Origin of the sequence: Rhodococcus sp. GXMU-t2271 (assembly GCF_041414735.1) — a bacterium.
Lineage (GTDB): Bacteria > Actinomycetota > Actinomycetes > Mycobacteriales > Mycobacteriaceae > Rhodococcus > Rhodococcus indonesiensis.
In genome coordinates, this window is sequence record NZ_JAUIZP010000038.1 from 41,384 (window position 1) to 59,064 (window position 17,681).

14 protein-coding genes and 1 pseudogene are annotated in these 17,681 nt (G+C 72.0%); 7 read left to right on the forward strand and 8 right to left on the reverse strand.

Annotated elements, in window-relative coordinates:
• Positions 1–58 precede the first annotated feature (58 nt).
• Positions 59–1,792 carry a glycerol-3-phosphate dehydrogenase gene (gene glpD, locus QYS60_RS15275; RefSeq protein WP_003935702.1) on the forward strand — a complete coding sequence of 578 codons (1,734 nt, stop codon included), beginning with the start codon at positions 59–61 and terminating at the stop codon, positions 1,790–1,792.
• Between the two features lie 67 nt (positions 1,793–1,859).
• Here the strand turns inward: glpD and QYS60_RS15280 are convergent, their stop codons facing one another.
• Positions 1,860–2,396, reverse strand: coding sequence for a hypothetical protein (locus tag QYS60_RS15280; RefSeq protein WP_003935701.1), 537 nt, complete (start codon positions 2,394–2,396; stop codon positions 1,860–1,862).
• A gap of 152 nt (positions 2,397–2,548) precedes the next feature.
• Between QYS60_RS15280 and QYS60_RS15285 the strand changes: the two are divergent.
• Both QYS60_RS15285 and QYS60_RS15290 read left to right on the forward strand, forming a co-directional pair.
• Positions 2,549–3,100 (forward strand): annotated as a pseudogene (locus QYS60_RS15285) (hypothetical protein); the annotation flags it as partial.
• Between the two features lie 69 nt (positions 3,101–3,169).
• A complete protein-coding gene (locus QYS60_RS15290) occupies positions 3,170–3,427 on the forward strand; it encodes a Rho termination factor N-terminal domain-containing protein (RefSeq protein ID WP_003935700.1) in 258 nt (85 codons plus the stop codon).
• Between the two features lie 93 nt (positions 3,428–3,520).
• Here QYS60_RS15290 and QYS60_RS15295 read toward each other — a convergent pair whose 3' ends face one another.
• The 5 genes from QYS60_RS15295 to QYS60_RS15315 all read right to left on the reverse strand — a co-directional run bounded on the left by QYS60_RS15295 (position 3,521) and on the right by QYS60_RS15315 (position 12,438).
• Positions 3,521–4,333 carry a DNA-formamidopyrimidine glycosylase family protein gene (locus QYS60_RS15295; RefSeq protein ID WP_371383567.1) on the reverse strand — a complete coding sequence of 271 codons (813 nt, stop codon included), beginning with the start codon at positions 4,331–4,333 and terminating at the stop codon, positions 3,521–3,523.
• Positions 4,333–8,850 (reverse strand): ATP-dependent helicase, encoded by a 4,518-nt coding sequence (locus tag QYS60_RS15300; protein WP_371383568.1) that lies wholly within the window; start codon positions 8,848–8,850, stop codon positions 4,333–4,335. Before QYS60_RS15300 ends, QYS60_RS15295 begins: the two co-directional genes overlap by 1 nt.
• Positions 8,851–8,918: 68 nt before the next feature.
• Positions 8,919–9,482, reverse strand: a complete 564-nt coding sequence (locus QYS60_RS15305) for a hypothetical protein (protein ID WP_289378700.1) — start codon at positions 9,480–9,482, stop codon at positions 8,919–8,921.
• 44 nt (positions 9,483–9,526) lie between these two features.
• Positions 9,527–10,897, reverse strand: a complete 1,371-nt coding sequence (locus tag QYS60_RS15310) for an FAD-binding oxidoreductase (protein ID WP_289378723.1) — start codon at positions 10,895–10,897, stop codon at positions 9,527–9,529.
• Entirely contained in the window at positions 10,894–12,438 is a 1,545-nt protein-coding gene (locus tag QYS60_RS15315; protein ID WP_371383570.1) for an AMP-binding protein, read from the reverse strand. Before QYS60_RS15315 ends, QYS60_RS15310 begins: the two co-directional genes overlap by 4 nt.
• A gap of 139 nt (positions 12,439–12,577) precedes the next feature.
• Between QYS60_RS15315 and QYS60_RS15320 the strand changes: the two genes are divergently transcribed.
• The 3 genes from QYS60_RS15320 to QYS60_RS15330 are packed head-to-tail and all read left to right on the forward strand — an operon-like array spanning position 12,578 to position 14,377.
• Complete coding sequence (locus QYS60_RS15320) at positions 12,578–13,546, forward strand: hypothetical protein (RefSeq protein WP_371383611.1); 969 nt, start codon at positions 12,578–12,580, stop codon at positions 13,544–13,546.
• Between the two features lie 22 nt (positions 13,547–13,568).
• Entirely contained in the window at positions 13,569–13,946 is a 378-nt protein-coding gene (locus QYS60_RS15325) for a hypothetical protein (protein ID WP_371383571.1), read from the forward strand.
• Positions 13,943–14,377 carry a pyridoxamine 5'-phosphate oxidase family protein gene (locus QYS60_RS15330; RefSeq protein ID WP_289378704.1) on the forward strand — a complete coding sequence of 145 codons (435 nt, stop codon included), beginning with the start codon at positions 13,943–13,945 and terminating at the stop codon, positions 14,375–14,377. Before QYS60_RS15325 ends, QYS60_RS15330 begins: the two co-directional genes overlap by 4 nt.
• Before the next feature lie 126 nt (positions 14,378–14,503).
• On the opposite strand, the gene QYS60_RS15335 is transcribed toward QYS60_RS15330, so the two are convergent.
• Both QYS60_RS15335 and QYS60_RS15340 read right to left on the reverse strand, forming a co-directional pair.
• The gene (locus QYS60_RS15335; protein ID WP_289378705.1) at positions 14,504–15,661 is read right to left on the reverse strand and encodes a hypothetical protein; all 1,158 of its coding nucleotides are present in this window, start codon (positions 15,659–15,661) and stop codon (positions 14,504–14,506) included.
• Positions 15,658–17,163, reverse strand: coding sequence for an aldehyde dehydrogenase family protein (locus QYS60_RS15340; protein ID WP_289378706.1), 1,506 nt, complete (start codon positions 17,161–17,163; stop codon positions 15,658–15,660). The genes QYS60_RS15335 and QYS60_RS15340 overlap by 4 nt, the downstream gene beginning before the upstream one ends.
• A 36-nt stretch (positions 17,164–17,199) precedes the next feature.
• Here QYS60_RS15340 and QYS60_RS15345 point away from each other — a divergent pair, with 36 nt between their 5' ends.
• Positions 17,200–17,649, forward strand: coding sequence for an Lrp/AsnC family transcriptional regulator (locus QYS60_RS15345; RefSeq protein ID WP_054372167.1), 450 nt, complete (start codon positions 17,200–17,202; stop codon positions 17,647–17,649).
• Positions 17,650–17,681: the final 32 nt, after the last annotated feature.

Genomic DNA, 17,681 nt, shown 5'->3' on the forward strand with positions numbered 1-17,681 from the left:
TGCGGACGAACCTACTAGCCTGAGTGCGGAAACGTCGGCGACTCACGGGAGCGATGCGGTGACCAACCAACCAGGCGTCCAGGTCCTCGGACCGCAGCAGCGCCGTGACGCGTGGCGACGACTCGGCTCGGAACAGTTCGACGTGGTGGTCATCGGTGGCGGTGTCGTCGGCGCCGGCGCCGCCCTGGACGCCGCCACCCGCGGGTTGCGGGTCGCACTGGTGGAGGCGCGGGACTTCGCTTCGGGCACGTCGAGCCGCTCGTCGAAGATGTTCCACGGCGGGCTGCGCTACCTCGAGCAACTCGAGTTCGGCCTCGTCCGCGAGGCGCTGCGCGAACGCGAACTGTCGCTCTCGACGCTGGCCCCGCATCTGGTCAAGCCGCTGAAGTTCCTCTTCCCCATCACCCACCGTGGGTGGGAGCGCCCGTACATCGCCGCGGGGATTTTTCTCTACGACCGGATGGGCGGCGCCAAATCCGTGCCCGCCCAGAAGCATCTGACTCGATCCGGCGCGCTGCGCATGGCGCCCGGGCTCAAACGCGACTCGCTCGTGGGCGGGATCCGGTACTACGACACCGTCGTCGACGACGCGCGGCACACGATGACCGTGGCCCGCACCGCCGCGCACTACGGCGCCGTGGTGCGCACCTCGACTCAGGTGGTCGGGTTCCTGCGCGAGGCCGACGGGGTCTCCGGCGTACGGGTGCGTGACTCGGAGGACGGCTCGATCACGGAGGTGAAGGCGCACGTGGTGATCAACGCCACGGGGGTGTGGACCGACGAGATCCAGGCGCTGTCCCGGCAGCGCGGCAGGTTTCGGGTGCGCGCGTCGAAAGGCGTGCACATCGTGGTGCCGCGCGACCGGATCGTCAGTGACTCGGCGATCATCCTGCGCACCGAGAAATCCGTGCTGTTCGTGATCCCGTGGGGCAGTCACTGGATCATCGGCACCACCGACACCGACTGGAATCTCGACCTCGCCCACCCTGCCGCGACGAAGGCCGACATCGACTACATCCTCGACCACGTCAACCGGGTCCTGGTCGTCCCGCTCGACCACGACGACATCGACGGCGTGTACGCGGGGCTGCGGCCGTTGCTGGCGGGGGAGAGCGACGAGACGTCGAAGCTGTCTCGCGAGCACGCCGTGGCCCGGGTCGCGCCCGGGCTCGTGGCGATCGCCGGCGGCAAGTACACCACCTACCGGGTGATGGCCGAGGATGCCGTCGACCTGGCGGCCGAGGACATCCCCGCCCGGATCGCCCCCTCCATCACGGAACGGGTGCCGTTGGTCGGGGCGGACGGCTACTTCGCACTCGTGAACCAGACGATGCAGCTCGCCGAGCGGTACGGCCTGCATCCGTACCGGATCAAGCATCTGCTCGACCGGTACGGATCGCTGATCGACGAGGTGCTCGAGGTGGCGGCAGACCGGCCCGAGTTGCTCGAACCGCTCACCGATGCCCCACAGTATCTGCAGGTGGAGGTCGTCTACGCGGCAGCGGCGGAGGGAGCGCTGCACCTCGAGGACATCCTCGCCCGCCGCACCCGCATCTCGATCGAGTATCCCCATCGCGGCGTGCACTGCGCCGAGCAGGCGGCCCACCTGGTGGCACCCGTCCTGGGGTGGGACGCCGCGACGGTGGAGCAGGAGATCGCGACCTACCGGGCGAGGGTCGACGCGGAGATCGAATCGCAGAGCCGGCCCGACGACGAGTCCGCCGACGCACTGCGGGCGGCCGCCCCGGAGGCACGCGCGGAGATCCTCGAGCCGGTGCCGACGGGCGCCTGAGTCGCGGCCGGGGCAGCCGCGGTGGTCGACGCGCCCCGACATCGGTCGCCGAGCCGGGAGCGCAATGTCAGTGGGTCAGGATCACCTTGACGAGCACCACGGTCGCGGCGACGGCGGTGAGCGCGAGGGCGCTGACCAACGAGCTTCGGCCCGGCCGCTCCCCGTTGAGGCGGCCGATGACGAAGACGATGCCTCCGATCCGCACCAGCACGGCGACCTCGGCGAGCAGCTGGGCGGTGCGCGGTTCGAGCCACCCCAGCCAGCCCATCCCCAGGATCGCGCACGGTAGTACCGCCGAGCTCAGGATCGGCACCGAGTTGCGCAGTTCGGCGATCTTCTCCGCGCGGCTCAACGGGGTGCCCTGGCGCACGGTGTGCCCGACCGCCTCGGCGAACGCGTGGGCGACGAACGTCGACAGAGCCGTGCCGAGCACGATCGCGATGCCGACGTACTTCGGCCCGGTGACGATCGGTACGAGTGCCGCGAGCACCAGGACGTTGCCGTAGATGTAGGCGCTGATGCGACTGGCGGCATTGCCGCGGTCGAGCGGCATGCGCCGGGAGAACAACGGGCCGTGCAGGAGCGCGTTGGCATCGGAGTCCATGCCGACAAGGGTGACAGACCGCCCGGCACACCGAGGCGGCAACCGCGTGCATCCGTCGCGGCCGGCCCCGGCGCGTAGGATCCGACGGCGCAGACGGTCGACGACGGGATCGCGGTGGTGGAGAGGGCGCGCGGCGCTGGGGCGGCACCGACATGGCGGAACGCCGGCGGGCACGCCGGGACGCACTGTTGTCGGCGGGCATCGACCTGCTCGGTGCGCCGGACGGACCGGCGGCCGACGTCCGCGCCGTGTGCCGGGCGTCCGGCCTGACCGAACGGTACTTCTACGACAGCTTCGACGACCGGGACGCGTTCGTGCGCGCCGTGTACGCACCGGTCGGGGAACAGGTGCGCACAGTGCTGGAGGGCGCGGTCGGAACGGTCCCGCAACCGCGGGACGTTCCCGGAGCGGCGGTCCGGGCCTTCGTCGAGCTGATCGTGGACCGCCCGGCCGTGGGCAGGGTGCTGCTGCTCGGCCCGCTGCGCGAACCGGCGCTCGGCGGCCGGGGCCTCGATCTCGCTCCCGCGTTCGTGGCGCTCGTCCGGCACCAGCTCACGGCGATCACCGACCGCGAGGAGCGGCACCTCGTGGCCGTGGGGTTGGTCGGGGCACTGACGAGCCTGTTCATCGGCTACCTGGACGGCACCGTCGCGGTCTCGCCGGAGCGGTTGGTGCGGCACTGTGTGAGCCTGCTGGTCCAGGCCGGAGGTGTACGGCCCCGACCGGAGGGGTATCCGCAGCACAACAGCACGCTCGACGAAAGGAGGGGCACCATGCCCAGGTCGTCGATCAAGGACGAGAAGCTGTATCAGGAACTGCGTGACGACGGCGCCTCCAAGGAGAAGGCCGCCCGAATCTCGAATGCGGCTGCGAATCGTGGCCGCTCCTCGGTCGGGCACAAGGGTGGCAAATCGGGGTCCTACGAGGACTGGACGGTCGACGAGTTGAAGAAGCGGGCGAAGGAACTCGGAATGTCGGGTTACTCGTCCAAGCGCAAGAGCGAGCTCATCGACGCGCTGCGCAACCACTGAGACGGCCGGGGGCGACCCGGGTGACGGAGCCGGGGGCGACCCGGGTGACGGAGCCGGGGGCGACCCGCGTCACGGAGCCGGGGGCGACCCGGGTCACGGAGCCGGGGCGGCTGGACCGTCCCCGGTCCGCGGCTGACAGTACGGGCACCAGTCGATCTTGCGGTCCGGGTCCTCGGCGGACCCCAGCGCTCCGGTGCGGATCGCCGTGCCGCACCGGCGGCACGGCTTACCTGCGCGCCCGTACACCCAGGTGCCCCGGCCGGGCCGGCGGTCGCCGGTGGTGATCCGGCTGACGCGGTCCCGATTGAACGTGAGCAGCCGGTGCGCCAGATCGACCCAGGCGGCCGGCTCTCCCGCGTCCGCTACCGGAGTCGCCGGGTGCACGCCCCGCAGGAAGCACAGTTCGCACCGGTAGACATTGCCGACCCCGGCCATCACACGCTGGTCGAGCAGTGCCAGGCCGACGGGGCGGCTCGGGTCGCGCGCCAGGTTGGCCGCGGCGACGGCGGGGTCCCAGTCCGGCCCGAGCAGATCCGGTCCCAGGTGTCCCACGGCCTCCGCCTCGCGGTCGCGGTCGAGCACCTCGACGATGCCGAGGTCGAAGCCCACGGCCTCAGCGTCCTCGACGGCCAGCACGATCCTGGCGTGGTATCCCTGGCGGCGCCAGCGTGTCCCGGGCGGATGGACGTCCCACACTCCCTCCATCTTCAGGTGGGTGTGGATGGTGTGCGCACCGGCGCGGATCAGCAGGTGCTTGCCGCGCGCGAGCACCTCCTCGACCACGGTGCCGGTCAGGTCGACTGTCGCGTACCTGGGAACGCGGATATCGCAGCGCGTCAACGGCTTTCCCGCCAGTGCGCCGCGCAGGAGAGTGGCCGCCCGGAAGACCGTGTCGCCCTCGGGCATCAGGCCCTCAACCGGAAGCCGCGCGGGGTGGCCGAGAAACCGGCCTCGGCGAGGAACTCGGCGAACGGGTGGCCGTGGATGGACCTGCCGTCGACCTTCTCGACGACGAGAGTGTCCAGGCCACCGCCCTTGACCGTGCCGGCCAGTGACGCGCACGCGCCGCGGAGAGTCCCCGGATCCTCGGTGAACGTCAGCACCGTGCGTCCGCCGCGTTCGACGAACAGTCCCAGTTCGCCGTCAACGAGCACCACGAGCCCACCGGCCTTGCGCCCGGGACGGTGCCGCGGCGAGTCCTCGGGTGCGGCCGACTGGGGCCACGGCAGGGCCGCACCGTACGGGTTCGCCGGGTCGCACGCGGCCAGGGTCACCGCCGGTGTGTCGGTGTGGCGGCCCTCGAGCGACTCGCCGTAGGACCGCAACCGGTCCACCACCTCCGGTGTCGAGAACTGGGCACCGCCGAGCGTGTCGACGAAGTAGCCGCGACGGCACCGGCCGGTCTCCTCGAACCGGCTCAGCGCCTTGTACATCAGCGCGAAACCGCCCGGCACGCCCTCGGTGACGACCGCGCCGCGGGTGACCACGCCGTACCGCTCGAGCAGCAGGTCCGCGGTGGCATGGGTGCGCACCGTCGGGTCGGTTTCCCGCTCGGGTAGCAGCGACCACCGGCCGCCGACCGTCGGGGGTCCGCTGCGGCTCGGAAGTGCCGGGCGTCCGCGGTACATCCGGGCGCGCGGGGCCCGGCGGGGCGTGCGGTGCGCGGGGGTCGCGCGTGAGGTGTCGCCGACGAGGGCGCGCAGCGCGGCCGGTGCGTCACCCGAGACGAGACCCGCCCACACGAGATCCCAGAGAGCCGAGGAGGTTTCCGCGTCCGTGGTGCCGAGGGAGTCGGTGAGCTGGCGGAAGAAGTACGCCCCGCCGCCCGCGAGCGCGTCCAGGATGCCGTGGTGGACGTCGGTCTCGTCGATCTCGGCTGCCGGTGCGAGGGTCAGCGGAGCGGTGTCGGTCAGGTGCAGCGAGACCCAGCCGTCCTTGCCGGAGATCTGCCCCGAGCCGGCCCAGACGACTTCGCCCGTCGTGGTGAGTTCGTCGAGCATTGCGGGGGAGTAGTCCCGGACCCGGGGGGCGAGGATCAGCGGCTCGAGCGCGCTCGCCGGCACCGGCACCCCGGCCAGCTGCTCGACGACCGTGGCCACCCCGTCCACCCCGCGCAGTCCGCCACCCACGTGCTGCCACGCCGGCAGGAACCGGCCGAGGGTGGCGGTCCCGACCGGTTCGACCTCCTGGCGTGCTGCCGCGAGCGACCGTCGTCGCAGCCGCCCCAGGACCTCCGTGTCGCACCACTCCGCGCCGGTCGTGCCGGGCCGGAACTCCCCTGCACTGACTCGTTTCTCGGCAGCCAGCCGATGCAGCACGTCCTGCACCACCGCGGTGCCGAGTCCGAACCGGGCCGCCGCCTCCGCCGCGGTGAACGGGCCGTGGGTGCGCGCGTACCGGCCGATCAGGTCACCCAGGGGATCGGGCACCGGCTCGACGAACGCCGTCGGTACGCCGATCGGCAACGGGACTCCGAGAGCGTCCCGGAGACGCGAGGCGTCCTCGATGGCGGACCACCGCTCCCGGCCGGCGAAGGACACCTTCAGCACCCGGCGCTGGGCGTCCAGTTCGTCGAGCCAGGCGGCCGGATCGGCCGTGGTGCGCTCGGCGATCTCGGTGTCGGTGAGCGGGCCGAGCAACCGGAGCAGGTCCGCGACACCCTCGGCGTCGCGGGCTCTGCGGTCCGGGGCGAGATGCTGCAGCTCGAGTTCGGCCCGGGCGATGACGTCGGCGTCGAGCAACTCGCGCAGCTCCACCCGGCCGAGCAGTTCGGCGAGCAGGGTCGAGTCCAGGGACAGGGCCGCGGCGCGCCGCTCGGCGAGGGGACTGTCGCCTTCGTACATGAACGCGCCGACGTAGTCGAACAGCAGCGAGGTCGCGAACGGCGACGCGGTGGCTGTCTCGACCTCCGCGATCCGGACCTGCCGCCGGGCGACACGGCCGAGCAGGCTGCGCAGGGCAGGCAGGTCGTAGACGTCCTGGAGGCATTCCCGCACCGTCTCGAGGAGGATAGGGAAGGTGGGGTAGCGACGGGCCACGTCGAGCAGCTGGGCCGACCGCTGGCGCTGTTGCCACAGCGGCGCGCGCTTACCCGGATTGCGGCGTGGCAGCAGCAGGGCGCGCGCCGCGCACTCCCGGAAGCGGGACGCGAACAGTGCCGAGCCGCCGACCTGCTCGGTGACGAGATCCTCGATCTCGTCGGTGTCGAAGGCGAACACCTCCGCCCCCGGCGGTGCGTCCTCGGTGTCGGGGAGCCGGACGATGATGCCGTCGTCCGACGCCGTGGGTGCGGCTTCGACGCCGTATCGGTCGAGCAGTCGCGCGCCCACGGCCAGCGCCCACGGTGCGTGCACCCGCATCCCGTACGGGGAGTGCAGCACCAGGCGCCAGTCGCCGAGTTCGTCGCGGAACCGCTCGACGACCAGGGTGCGGTCGGTGGGCAGATGCCCCGTGGCGGTGCGCTGCTCCTCGAGCAGCCGGGTCAGGTTCGTGGTCGCGTTGTCGTCCAGGCCGCCGCGACGGCACCGGGCGGCGGCGTCCTCCGGGTCGGCGTGCCCGAGTTCGCGCACGAACGCCCCCAGGGCGGCGCCGAGTTCGGCCGGGCGGCCGACCCCGTCGCCGTGCCAGAACGGCAGCCGGCCGGGCTGTCCGTAGGCGGGGGAGACCAGCACCCGGTCGAAGGTGATCTCCTCGATGCGCCAGCTCGTCGCGCCGAGCGCGAACACGTCGCCCACCCGGGACTCGTACACCATCTCCTCGTCGAGTTCCCCGACGCGCGTGGCCTTCTCGCCGACCATGTACACGGTGAACAGGCCGCGGTCGGGGATCGTGCCACCCGACGTGACGGCCAGTCGCTGCGCGCCGGGCCGGCCGGTGAGCGTGCCGGCGGTGCGATCCCACACCACCCGGGGCCGCAGTTCGGCGAACTCGTCCGACGGGTACCGTCCGGCCAGCAGGTCCAGCGTCGACTCGTACGCCGAGCGCGGCAGCGTCGCGAACGACCCGCTGCGCCGCACCGTGTCGAACCACTCGTCCACGTCGACCGGCTCGAGGGCGACCGCGGCGACGGTCTGCTGCGCGAGCACGTCCAGCGGGTTGGCCGGCACCTGCAGAGCCTCGATGTGCCCGCCCACCATCCGTTCGACCGTGACCGCGCAGTGCACCAGGTCGGTACGGTGCTTGGGGAACAACACCCCGCGAGAGACCTCGCCGACCTGATGCCCCGCCCGTCCGACGCGCTGCAGGCCGCTCGCCACCGACGGCGGCGCCGAGACCTGGATCACCAGGTCGACCGCGCCCATGTCGATGCCGAGTTCGAGGCTCGAGGTCGCGACGACGCAGCGCAGCCGCCCGGATTTGAGGTCGTCCTCGATCAGGGCCCGCTGGTCCTTGCTCACCGAGCCGTGGTGAGCCCGCGCCAGCAGCGGCTGTGCCCCGAGGGAGACCTCGGTGGGTGCCCCGAGCTGCGCCGGCGGGCGCGGCCGGGGGTCGACCGCCTCGCCCTCGCGTTCGGCGTGGATCTCGTTGAGCCGGGCCGTCAACCGCTCGGCGAGTCGGCGGGAGTTGGCGAACACGATGGTGGACCGGTGCGCGACGATGAGGTCGACAATCTGCTCCTCGACGTGCGGCCAGATCGACCCCGCCTGCGGAACCGCCGGCATCCCGTCGTCCGCCGTCTCGGATTGCACGCCGAGTTCGGTCATGTCCTCGACGGGCACCCGCACCGTCAGATCCCACGTCTTGGCCGACGGCGGGGCGACGATGCGGATCGGCGCCGACCCGGCGAGGAACCGGCCCACCTCCTCGTGCGGCCGCACCGTCGCGGAGAGTCCGATCCGCTGCGCGGGTCGCCCGAGTAGCAGATCGAGCCGTTCCAGGGAAAGGGCAAGGTGGGCACCGCGTTTCGTGCCGGCGACGGCGTGCACCTCGTCGACGATGACGGTGTCCACCCCGGCGAGTGTCTCGCGCGCTGCGGAGGTGAGCATGAGGAACAGGGATTCGGGGGTGGTGATGAGGATGTCCGGCGGCGTGCGGACGAGGGTGCGCCGGTCGGCGGCCGACGTGTCGCCCGACCGCACCCCGACTGTGATCTCCGGCGGCTCAAGGCCGAGTCGCCGCGCGGTCTGGGTGATGCCGACCAGCGGTGAGCGCAGGTTCCGTTCCACGTCCACCGCGAGGGCCTTGAGCGGGGAGACGTAGAGCACGCGGGTGCCGGTGTGCTCGGCCGGGGTGGCTGCCAGGCGGTCGAGCGACCACAGGAACGCCGAGAGCGTCTTACCCGACCCGGTCGGGGCCACCACCAGGGTGTGCGCGCCCGACGAGATCGACTCCCAGGCCCCGAGCTGCGCGGCGGTCGGGGCTTCGAAAGCGCCCGCGAACCACTGCCGGGTGGGCTCGGAGAAACGGCTCAGGACATCGGTCACCGTTCCATGGTGCACCGCCGGTACGACACCGCGGGCACCTCGCGGATTCCGCGCCCCGCTTCCCGGTGTCAGTCGGCCAGCGCGAACCGCGCCAGCTGGGCGCAGTGGTGCGCCGCCCAGCGGCACCTGCCGGTGCGCATCACGCGGCCGACGAGTGCGGCAGCGGCCGGCTCCCACGGCACGGCGGCGAACTGCGCGCGGCCGGCCGGCTCGCCGGACCAGCCGATCGACACGATGGGCCCGTCGAGCCGGAACCTCAGCTCCGGATGGGTTGCGGCGAGCACGTCCACGTTCGCGCCGGCGGCGGTCTCGAGGTCGTCGACGGCGACGGTGACCCGTCCGCCGAGCCGGCGTGCCTGTCCGGCCGGAGCCTCGACGAACAACGCGGCGGCCTCGATCGCGCCGACGTGCACGCTCACGAGCGGCTCGCTGGGGTGGCTGCCGTCGTGCGGCGGCAGGCACACCACCGACCAGTACTCGCGTTCACTCATCCGCGGGTTGGGTATTGCGGCGCGCACGTAGTCGCGCAGCCACGTCGTCGCCGCGGCGAACTCCGGGTACTGCTCGAAGGTCCGGTAGCGCGTGTCGCGCAGCGGCAGACCCGCCGGTGACAAGGGCGTACGGGCGTTCACTCGATTCGGTCCTCACGCACGCGGCCACCGTACTCGATCTTGCTTCAGAGGATGACGCCCGGATTGAGGATCGAGTCCGGGTCGAGTGCCGCCTTGATCCGCCGGGTCAGGTCCATCACGTCGGGACCCACCTGGTCCGGCAGCCACGCCTTCTTCAACCGGCCCACCCCGTGCTCGCCGGTGATGGTGCCGCCCAGCGCGATCGCCAGGTCCATGATCTGCCCGAACGCCAGGTGCGCCCGGGCCGTCTGGTCGGCGTCGGCGGGGTCGTACACGATCAGCGGATGGGTGTTGCCGTCACCGGCGTGCGCGATGACCGCGACCGTCACCGCGTTGCGTTCGGCGATCTCGGCGACGCCCCCGACGAGTGCCGGCAGGGCCGGCAGGGGGACGCCGACATCCTCGAGCAGCAGGCTGCCGGTCCGTTCGACCGCCGGGATGGCCATCCGCCGCGCCGCCGCGAACGCCTCTCCCTCCTCGGGGTCGTCGGTCGAGAACACCTCGTCGGCACCGGCGTCCTCGCACGCCTTCACCATCGTCGCGATCTCCTGCGCGGACGCCGTGCCGGGCGCGTCGGACCGGGCGATGAGCATCGCCTCGGTGGTGCGGTCCAGCCCCATGTGCAGTGCGTCCTCGACGGCGTTGATCGAGGCGCGGTCCATGAACTCGAGCATCGCGGGCCGCAACGTCGCCGTGACGGCCAGCACCGCGTCCGCCGCGGCCTGCACCGAGCCGAACGTGGCGACCATCGTCGAGGCCGGCGGCTGCGGCGGGAGGAGCCGCAGCGTCACCTCGGTGATGACGCCGAGGGTGCCCTCGCTGCCGACGAACAGCTTGGTCAGCGACAGGCCCGCCACGTCCTTGACGCGCGGTCCACCGAGCCGCACCGCGGTACCGTCGGCGAGGACCACCTCCAGACCGAGCACGTAGTCCGTGGTGACGCCGTACTTCACGCAGCACAGTCCACCGGCGTTGGTCGCCGCGTTGCCCCCGATGGTGCACATCTCGAACGACGACGGGTCGGGTGGATACCACAACCCATGCTCGGCCGCGGCGCGCTTGACCTCGGCGTTGAGCAGTCCCGGCTGGACGACCGCCGTGCGGGTGACCGGGTCCACGGTGATCGCGCGCATCCGCTCGGTGCTCAGCACGATCCCACCCGCGAGGCCGCCCGCGCCGCCGGACAGGCTGGTGCCCGCACCGCGCGGCACCACGGGCACCCGGTGTGTGCTCGCCCAGCGCAACGTGGCCTGCACGTCCGCCGTGCGCGTGGCCCGCACCACCGCGCGGGGGACGGCGGCGTCCGGATCGCGGGCCCAGTCCTGCCGGTATCCGGCGAGCAGATCCGGGTCGGTGATCAGCGCGCCGTCCGGGAGCAGACCGGCGAGCTCGGCGAGATCGGCGGGCACGGTCAGCCCGCCGGGGTGAGGTAGCGGGCGCGCAGCTTGTGCTTGACGAGTTTGCCGGTGGGAGTACGCGGCAGGTCGTCGGAGAAGTCGATGCTGCGCGGTGCCTTGAAGTGGGAGACGCGTTCCCGGACGAAGTCGAGGAGCTCACGCTCGACCTCGGGCCCGGGCTCGACCCCGTCGACGAGCTGGACGACGGCCTTGACCTCCTCGCCCATCTCCTCGTTCGGAACCCCGATCACGGCGACGTCGTACACCTTGGGATGCAGGGTGAGCACGTTCTCCGACTCCTGGGGGTAGATGTTCACACCGCCGGAGATGATGGTGAACGCAGCCCGGTCGGTGAGGTACAGGTAGCGCTCCTCGTCGAGGTACCCGATGTCGCCGCTCGTGGTCCACGTCGGATGGTCGGGATGCGTGGCCTCACGGGTCTTCTCGGGATCGTTGTGGTACTGGAACGGATGCTCGTCCCGCTCCCACCACACGGTGCCGACCGCGCCGGTGGGAAGTTCGCGTCCCTCGTCGTCGCAGATGTGGACGATCCCCATGACCCCGTCGCGTCCGACCGACCCGGGATGCGCCAGCGCCTGCGCCGAATCGATGAACGTGGCGCCGGCACCCTCGGTGGAGGCGTAGTACTCGTACACGACCGGGCCCCACCACTCGATCATCGCGCGCTTGATCTCCGCCGGGCACGGTGCCGCCGCATGGATGGCGACCTTCAGGCTCGACACGTCGTACTTGCCGCGCACCTCGCCGGGAAGCTTGAGCATCCGCACGAACATCGTCGGGACCCACTGGCTGTGCGTGACCCGGTAGCGGTCGATCAGGGCGAGTGCCTCCTCGGGCTCGAACCGGTCCATGAGGATCACAGTTCCCCCGACCGACTGGATGGTGCCGCAGAAACGAAGGGGAGCAGCATGATAGAGGGGCGCGGGGCACAGGTAGACGGTGTCGGCGTCGAACCCGTACATCGGCGCGAACACCGCCGTGTAGGGATCCGGAACGTCCTGCACCTGACCCTCGGGCAACTTCGGCTTGATGCCCTTGGGCCGCCCGGTCGTTCCGGACGAATACAGCATGTCCTGACCGCGCGGCTGCGACTCGAGGGGCGAGGCGTCGAACGCGGCGAGCGCCTCGGAGTAGTCGTCGAAACCGGGCAGCGCACCGCCGTACACGAGCCGGCGGACCACGTTCGGATAGGCCCCGGCGCCGGTGTCGACCGCGGTGGCCGCACCGGCCGAGGCGGCGAGCACCTTCGCGCCGCAGTCGTTCACCACGTACGCGGCCTCGGCCGGGGTCAGATGCCAGTTCACCACCGTGACGTACAGGCCGGACCGCAGCGCCGCCCAGTAGACCTCCATGACCCGCAGATCGTTGTCGGAGATCAGCGCGATGTGATCGCCCGGTTCGAGGCCCGCGGCGCGCAGGTACTTCGCGAGGCGGACGGAGTTCTCGTCGAGCTGCCGGTAGGTGAGCGACTCCCCGGTGGCGGCCCGCACGATGGCGGGCTTGTCGGGCGTCGTGGCGACGAAGTTCCCAGGAAACATGTTCCCTGGTCTACCACAGCTGTGGCCCGCGTCACGTGAGTCGCGCGCCGCGCGGTGCCGGCCCTCGACCGGACCGCCCGCCGCGGCGTACCCTCACCCGCACGTGCACGGCACCGCAACACGCGGACGGGAGGACGACGTGGCGCTCGCTCTCGAGAAGGACCGCCTGGTGTTCGAGTTCCCGGAGGTGCACGCTGCCGCCCGCATGGCCGTCTCCTTCCACCGCACCCTGCGGGTGCCCGACGACGGCAACACCTATCCGTTGCCGCCCGGGCTGGGACGGTTCCCGCTGCGGGCCGTCGCCGAGCTCGACGAGGCCGCGCTGCCGCCTTCGCGGCGATCCCACGGCGGCCTCGTGATGCCGATGTGGCAGTCGGAGGCGTGCTGGCTCGGGTTCGAGTCCCGGTACCCGTTCCTGGTGAAGGTCGGCGCCGGGGACGTCGATGCGCTCACCGGCGAACCCTGGTCGCCGGAGCCGGACTTCGAACGCGAGGACTACCTCGAGGTGCCGGCACAACCGTGGCTCGACGGCTACGTCGTGGCGCAGGGCCGGGTGCGCCAGTTCGTCGCGATGCCGCTCGGGTCCGGCTACAGCGTCGAGGAGCAACTGCGGTCCGGGCCGGCGCGGGGCGGGATCCGCGTCGCGGCCTGTCCCATGCGGGCGCAACGATGGGAGGAGCGCGCCGAGTTCGACTCCCGGCGCCCGCTGCACGCCTTCGCCCCGGCCCCGGCCATGGGACTCGGCGCCGGCGGATCCGTCGACCAGGGCGTCGCCACCCCGGTCGAGTCGCACGACGCGTGGGATCTCGACCACCGGTCCGTGGTCGAGGTACGCCTGGTGAACAGCGAGCAGTGGCGCGCGCTCACGGACGAGGACCCACCGACCCGGCCGCTGGCCGCGAGCGACTACACGGCGCGCGGCTTCCCGTGGTTCGAGCTCTACGACGAGACCGTCGCGCGACAGGGGGCGGCGCCACTCGCGGACGTCGACACGGTCGCCGACGTCGGGCGCCGGCGGGAAGAGTCGTTGCCCGACAACGAGACCGTCACCGTGCCCGAACCCGTCCGGATCCGGCCGGCCCCGCGCGAGCCTGGCCGTCGCGGATGATCCGGCGGTATCGTCTGTCGACATGGGGCGGATCACCCAGCGCGTCGAACCGGAACCGCTTGCCGACAGGCTGATCGGGCACGGTCGCGCGGCGATCGCCTTCGACGAGGCCGGGTCGGTCACCGCGCTGCCCGCGCGGATCCGACGGTACGACGGCCGATTGTGGGTCGGTGTGCCGCGGGAATCGGTGCCGCCCACGGCCGGACTCGAGCGGGTCACCGTCCTGCTCGACGACGGCGAGTTCTGGTTCGAGCTGCGGGCGGTGAACTGGCGCGGCCGCCTGACGGCAGCGGACGCTCCCGCCCCCGACGGACGTGCGGACCTCGCCTGGTTCGTCTTCACGCCGCGCCGGGCCACCGCGTGGGACTACGCGACCCTGCACGAGGAGCCGGAGCCGTGAAGGCCGACGACGCCGTCGTGCGCGACTTCCTTACCCGCGCCCGCGTCGCGCGCCTGGCGACCCGGTCGCCGAAGGGCGCGGCGGCCCTGGCGCCCCTGTGGTTCGTGCACGTCGACGGCCGGTTGTACTTCGCTACCGGGCGCGACACCGTGGCGGCGCGCAACGCCGCCGCGAATCCCGCCGTCGTCGTGCTGCTCGACGACGGCGAGCGGGGGCCGGTCCTGCGGCTGCACGGCCGGGCCACGGTGCAGCCGAGCACCCCGCCGCCTGCCGTCATGGCCAGGATCGGCCGGAAGTACTACCTGGGGGGCTGGCGCAACGAACTCGGGCACGCGCGGCTCTGGCGGTTGCGTACCCGGTACTACGGGCAGAGCGCGCCGGCCACGATCGTCGTCGAGCCGGGCGAGGCGGAGCTGCTGCGGCGGCTGTAGCCCGCCGCAGCGCCGAGGCTCGTCGTGTCGCGCGCTCCGGTGCCGTCCGCGCGGGAAAATTCCTGCGCAGATGGAACTTTCGCGCGCGCCTCGATCCGGCGTCCTGTGTCCCCGCTCGTCCCCGGCTCATGGTGGTGGTCCGGCGTTCACGGCGGCGACGTGCCGCAGCCAGTCGGCGAGCGCCTGGAACCGCTGCCGATCGGGGTGGTGGAACACCACGGTGTCGGGATCCGCCGGCGCCGGCGCACCGTCCCCGTTGCCCGTCACGATCCGGAGCATGCCGTCGGTCTGCGGCAGCGCCGGGCGGAACTGCACGTCCCTCACATCCCGTAAGCGGATTCTCTTGGGCGTCAACGGAACCGGTCCCAGAGCTCGCGCCACGGGGCCCTCCCGCAGGATCCACAGCCGGTCTCCCTGCACGACGATCTGGCCGCCCCACCCGTGGTACCGGTGCATCGGGAGCACCGGGTCGGGTGGGTCGGCGACCGGTCCGGGCGCCAGCCGCGGCACGGTCACCGGTGGCCCGTCGAGGGCGCGCTCGTCGATCTCGTCGGCCGGCGTCACCGACACCGTCACCTCGGCGGCCAGCCGGGATCCGCTCACCGCGGCACGGGCGGCGGTACGCAGCCCCCGCGCGGACAGGTGGGTCACGATCGGCAGCAGACGCGCGCTGGACCGCCGGCCGAGATGCCCGCACGGCCGGTCGTCCACCCGCACCTCCACCAGCGTGCCGTCCGCGTCGTGCAGGGTGACGAGCAGGGCGTACTTGCCGGGCGGGTCGGCATAGGGGTGCAGCAGGTCGAAGTGCTGTTCCTCCCCGGTGACCTGCAGGGTGCGACCCGCGGGCAACAGGGTGTAGGGCACGTCCGGCGGATCGTTGCGGGGCACCAGCCGGGCCGGGGCGCCGAGGCTGACCGTGACGCGCGCGATGATGCGCCCGCTGCGGGCGGGGTCGTCGTTGTAGGTGCCCGCGTCCGCGGCCCAGATGCGGCCCGGCACCGTCGGCAGGTACCCGCCCGCGACGACGCGGCGCAGCACCGGCCCGTAGCGCAGCGCGTCGCCGTCGCCGAGGATCCCGAGCGTCAGCCCGTCGGCGCGCACGCTGACGCCGTGCGTCTCCGGCAGCAGGGACACGTCCCTCCGGATCTCGGCACCGGCCGGATCGAACGCCGCGCCGAGGGTCCGCACGATGTGGTCGGTCCACGCGAACTCGCCCTCGATTTCGGTGTCGAACCGATCCGGTCGGCACCCCCACAGCCGGTACGGAACCAACGTGTCGCTCAACCGAACTCCACACCCTGCGCCAGGGGGAGATCGTCGGAGAAGTTGATCGTGTTGGTGGCGCGGCGCATGTACGCCTTCCACGAGTCCGAACCCGACTCGCGTCCGCCGCCGGTCTCCTTCTCCCCGCCGAACGCACCTCCGATCTCGGCGCCGGAGGTGCCGATGTTGACATTGGCGATGCCGCAGTCCGAGGCGGCGAGGAAACGCTCGGCCTCACGTTGGTCGGTGGTGAAGATCGACGACGAAAGCCCCTGGGGCACTCCGTTGTGTAGGGCGATCGCCTCGTCGAAGTCGTCGTAGGTCAGCACGTAGAGGATCGGTGCGAACGTCTCCTCGCGGACCACCTCCGTCTGGGCCGGCATTCGCACGATCGCAGGCCGGACGTACACCCCGTCGCCGGGGACCTCGACCGGGTCCCCGCCCGTGACGACGATGCCGCCGTCGAGTTCGGCGCGTTCGAGCGCGGCCCGCATCGCGGCGTGGGCACGGCCGTCGATCAGCGGGCCGACGAGCACCCCCTCGCCGAACGGATCACCCACCCGCAGCCCCGAGTAGGCCTTGGCGATCCGCTCGGTCACTTCGTCGACGACCGAGCGATGGGCAATGAGCCGTCGCAGGGAGGTGCAACGCTGACCGGTGGTGCCGGCCGCGGCGAACACCACGGCCCGCACGGCGAGCTCGAGGTCGGCGGAGGGGCCGACGATCGCGCCGTTGTTGCCGCCGAGTTCGAGCAGGCAGCGCCCGAACCGCGCCGCCACCCGGGGCGCGACGATGCGACCCATCCTGATCGAACCCGTCGCACTGACCAGTGCGACGCGGGGGTCGTCGACCAGCGCCTCGCCGACGGCTGCATCGCCGACGAGGACGTGGTGCAGGCCGCCGGGGGCACCCACATCGCGGGTGGCCCGCTCGAGCAGGGCGTGGCAGGCCAGCGCCGTGAGCGGGGTCTTCTCCGACGGCTTCCACACCACCGGATCGCCGCACACCAGCGCGATCGCGGTGTTCCAGGACCACACGGCGACGGGGAAGTTGAACGCCGAGATCACCGCGACGACGCCCAGTGGATGCCAGGTTTCCATCAGCCGGTGGCCGGGGCGCTCCGACGGCATGGTGCGGCCGTAGAGCTGGCGCGCGAGGCCCACCGCGAATTCACAGATGTCGATCATCTCCTGCACCTCGCCGAGGGCCTCGGAGGGGATCTTCCCGGCCTCGAGCGTGACGAGTTCGGCAAGGTCGGACTTGTGCTCGCCGAGCAGCTCCCCGAGCCTGCGGACCAGCCGCCCCCGCACCGGCGCAGGGACCTGCCGCCAGCGCTCGAAGGCCGCGCTCGCCGCGGTGACCGCGGCATCGACATCCCCCGCGCTCGCCGGGTGCAGCCGCGCGAGCTCCGAACCGTCGATCGGACTGGTGACCGGGTGGGGGCCGTCGAGCGCGGGCGCGCCCGCCCCGCAGCGGCGCAGCGCGGCCGCGGCGCGATCGTGGAGATTGCCAGTCGGATTCATCGTCGATGTCCTTTCCGGGTCGGTTAGCCTGCGCTGATGGCGGAAAACTCCAAGGAGTCCCTGGACGAGATCGACCGGCTGCTCATGCGCGAATTGGTGGTGGACGGCCGGGCGACGCTGGCCACACTCGCGGAGAAGGCCGGATTGTCGATCTCCGCGGTGCAGTCCCGGGTCCGCCGTCTCGAAGCCCGGCAGGTGATCCGCGGGTACACGGCCAAGGTCGATCCCGAGGCACTCGGGCTGATGCTGTCGGCGTTCGTCGCGATCACCCCTCTCGACCCGTCCCAGCCGGACGATGCGCCGGCGCGGTTGCGGCACATCGACGCCATCGAATCCTGCCACTCCGTGGCGGGGGACGAGAGCTACATCCTGCTCGTGCGCGTCGCCTCGCCGCGGGCGCTCGAACAACTCCTGCAGGAGATCCGCGCGACGGCGAACGTGGCCACCCGCAGCACAGTCATTCTCCAAACATTTTACGAACGATAGCGTGTCTGTGGATCGATCTTCCGGTATGCACC